Origin of the sequence: Ruficoccus amylovorans (assembly GCF_014230085.1) — a bacterium.
GTDB classification, from domain to species: Bacteria; Verrucomicrobiota; Verrucomicrobiia; order Opitutales; family Cerasicoccaceae; genus Ruficoccus; species Ruficoccus amylovorans.
Genome location: NZ_JACHVB010000050.1, coordinates 1 through 3,437 on the forward strand (window position 1 = coordinate 1; position 3,437 = coordinate 3,437).

Annotated in this window: 2 protein-coding genes and 2 pseudogenes; 2 read left to right on the forward strand and 2 right to left on the reverse strand. The window is 45.3% G+C overall.

The features are described from left to right. A partial coding sequence (locus tag H5P28_RS15555) for a hypothetical protein (protein ID WP_185673776.1) occupies positions 1 to 358 on the forward strand: 358 nt, incomplete at its 5' end. Positions 359 to 2,070: 1,712 nt separating this feature from the next. Continuing rightward, complete coding sequence (locus tag H5P28_RS15560) at positions 2,071 to 2,613, forward strand: hypothetical protein (RefSeq protein WP_185676627.1); 543 nt, start codon at positions 2,071 to 2,073, stop codon at positions 2,611 to 2,613. Between the two features lie 262 nt (positions 2,614 to 2,875). Here H5P28_RS15560 and H5P28_RS15565 read toward each other — a convergent pair. Together H5P28_RS15565 and H5P28_RS15570 are read right to left on the reverse strand one after the other, a co-directional pair. After that, positions 2,876 to 3,043, reverse strand: a pseudogene (locus H5P28_RS15565) (IS66 family transposase); the annotation flags it as partial. Between the two features lie 160 nt (positions 3,044 to 3,203). Continuing rightward, a pseudogene (locus H5P28_RS15570) lies at positions 3,204 to 3,437 on the reverse strand (DUF932 domain-containing protein); the annotation flags it as partial.

Consider the following 3,437-nt stretch of genomic DNA (forward strand, 5'->3'; position numbering starts at 1 on the left):
TATATTAGAGCAAATACTATCCAGTCTGGTTGCCGAAGCCGCTCAAATGGTGGAAGAGTATATAACAAGGCAGGCAGTTATAACGGCAATAGAGGTACGAGCGAATGAGACGAATTCAACCCACGGGTTTGTAGATGCGAGTGGCTATGGGCAAATTTTATTTTCAGGGGATGTCGATGGCCTTTCGCCTGCGGATGGAGTCGTTTTGGCATTTTTTCATTGTGACGGAGATGACTTGACTGTTGAATGTGTTCTTCGTTATACAAGAGAAATAGTTGGAACGAATTCTAGGACTACTGTATATGTGGATCTGGATAGTTTTACAGAAGAGAATTGTCCTGTATGTGGTCAAAATTAATATACAAATATATCTACCCGTTGTCACTTGCAGTTCTGGGTGTGCTGGCTTATGGATTTACTGTTTCATGTCAAAGCAATCTTGCGCTAATCGGAGTTAATAAGTCTACGACGATATCTCTCGCTTTTTCTGTTTTGCTCATACTGTATGTAGCATGCGTGGGGCGTGTTATAGCTAATGAGTCATTGAGCAATACTAAGTGCTTTTTAGTGGTTTTTATTGGTTCTATATCTGTCGCATGGGTAAGTGGTAGATCGGTAGATTTTTTTTAGTAGTAAAAGCTATGTCTAGCAATCAGTCTGTGCTTGTGGTTGGATCTGGTGATTTTAAATGTGCCAATATTTTTGTGTTTTCGATCGCACTATGCATAGCAGCATTTGCTAGCATTAAGTCACGATTGGATCATTGAGTGGCAGTCAAGGGATCCCATCGAAGAAAAGGGGGGGGCGAACCTGTATGGCATGGTTGGGAATGATGCGGGAGCGAAAGGCGAAAGGGGTCATGTCAATAATTTAAATGTTGATTTATGCCTGTGTTTGTGCTGAGGTGCGCGTATGGCAAGGGCTGTTCGCTTTCAGTTCGCTGGTGCGGTTTACCATGTGATCCTCCATGTGCACCCCTCCCGCGTCAGTAATTCAATATACAGTAGCAATGTTTAAATTATTGACATGACCCCATATGGTCTCTTCAATATTGAAGACCGTATTCAGCATGGGCTATCACGGGATTTCTTCTGCCACTTATGTGGCGATGTGTTTGCTTCTGTTAGCTGTAATAGTCGCCTGTTTTGGTCCTTGGACTGGTATTTTCTGGAAGAACTTTAGGGAAAGCAAGGAGCGTAAGTTCATATTAATGCGTTATGCGGTTTTCGTGGTTCTTATAGTAAGCGCTTTGATGAAGTTTGTAATCGTGCTTTTCGAATAACGGGCAATCGATAGGGTCAGCCCAATGTTTCATGATTTTCATCAAGCGAAAGGGGGCACGAAAGGGGTAAATGTTGTTTGAAGAAAGGTGGTGAGTTGTGAGTATGGTTAATTTTGGATGGGCATTTATATGCTTAATTCCGTTTATGTTTATTGTAGCGATTGTTTTTTGGGTTCGCTTTGAGATGGTAGTTAGGAGTGCGAAGAAACGAGTTTTAATTGGACTGTGTGTTCATGTTTTTTTTGTATTGTGTCTAGTTTGCTTGTTCGTATTGGTGAGGGATGCTGAATATGAAATGCAGCGGTATGAAATTATTCAGATATCAAAGGACGTTCAATTAATGCGTCCTGATCGTATATATGAGGTTATGCATCATCTTGAGATGTCTGCGATGAGTCGAGATGTGTGTAGTTTGAGTGAGGCTGGTAGGTTTATACAAAATAGTTCAACCCAAGAATCAATAGATGAATGAATCGTTTGGTCTTTTTGAGTATCACCAATACCGAGGTGAGTCGGTGACGATTCTGGATGTCCATTCCGTCTATGGGTATATGGTGAGGGTCACAGAAGGGGTCAGGTCAATAATTTAAATGTTGATTTATGTCTGTGTTTGTGCTGAGGTGCATGTATGGCAAGGGCTGTTCGCTTTCAGTTCGCTGGTGCGGTTTACCATGTGATCCTCCATGGACACCCCTCCCGCGTCAGTAATTTAATATACAGCAGCAATGTTTAAATTATTGACCTGACCCTATGTGGTCCTGGGTTATCATTTCGTGAGTCGAAGTACTATGATGAGCTATTTGCGCAATATCCATCATATTGTTGTTGTCGAAAAAAACAAGAATAGTATATGCATGATTAAACATATATATATATCGGTTGGCGTGTTTATGGCACTTTCATGCTTTTCGGATGGAAATGAATCTACTCAAAGTAAAATGCTAAGTGAAATTTCTAAAAACTGGAAGGCAGGGGGGGACTCGGTTGAAAGCGTGAGTCTGGATCCTCTGTCTACTGTACAAGAATATATTAAAAATAGGGTTCGGGATTCTTCCCTGAAGATTGGATATGAAATTTACGATAATAGAGGTTTTTTCCGTATAGACGCTAAAACGTTGTTCGCTGATGATGGAGCGCAGATGAGGGAGTATGTGAAGGGGTTGGGAGTTAGTCCGTCGGTGTCTTGTTATATTTCAAAAGAGGTTGAGGTAAGTGGTGCTATGCTTATTTCGTTAATAAATAAATTTTATGATATGGGTTTTGTGTCTATATTTATATATAGGTCAAGTGGATCATATGTAAATGTGTATGCAGAATTAAATATTGAGTAGAATGCCTGTTCGCTTTTTAGGGGCTACCCGAAGGGGGGCATGTCAATGATTTAAGGGACATTAGAACGTAAGCGTCACATGTAGCGCCGTTGGATTGCGCTTGCAGCGAGCTTTTGTATCATAGGCGTTGTATGTGCGCGAACTACGACGGTTATGACTGCTACGACTCAAGCGGCGTGTGGCACAGCCAGTCGTCTGCTCTTTGCAACGGCGGCAGGGGTCATGCTGGGGATGTGCGCAGTGGCGGCTGCCGGGAGGGTTTCGAGCCGATGAAGAGCCAGTTTTTGGCCCCGAGTTTGGTGGGGCGGATGGCGCGTTGGACGGCGTTGTTGTCGATGTCGATGGCCCCGTTTTGGAGGAAGACTTCCAGTCCGCTCCACTGGCCCAGGGCGTAGTCGATGGCCTTGGCCATGGAGCACTGGGGGTGGTAGTGCTGGCACAGGGGAGGGTCTTTTTCAGGTGTTCCCAGACTGGGCGACCTCTTCGAGCTAAAAAGAAGCCGCACCCCAAGCGGCTTCTTTTATTGTTCGCCTCCGGCCTGCTCGGGGACAGCGGAGGCATTCCTTGGGCTGCCTCCCGCCGTCCGCTCCTCAGTTAACCCCGGCGTGATGATCGAGAAGGTAGTGTAGCTTCTCGGTTCTGGTGGGCAGGAGGTTGAGGTTTCCCTTGAGGGCCTCGGTGAATGCGTTCTGGAGGGACCACAGGGTGCGCTCGCGGAAGCAGGGGTGCTCGGGGTTTCTCCAGTGGTCGAGGACCTTGGGGATGTGCTGGTTGGAGCAGACGCCTGCATCCACAGCTCGGATGATGAGGTCGTGGGCGCGGGT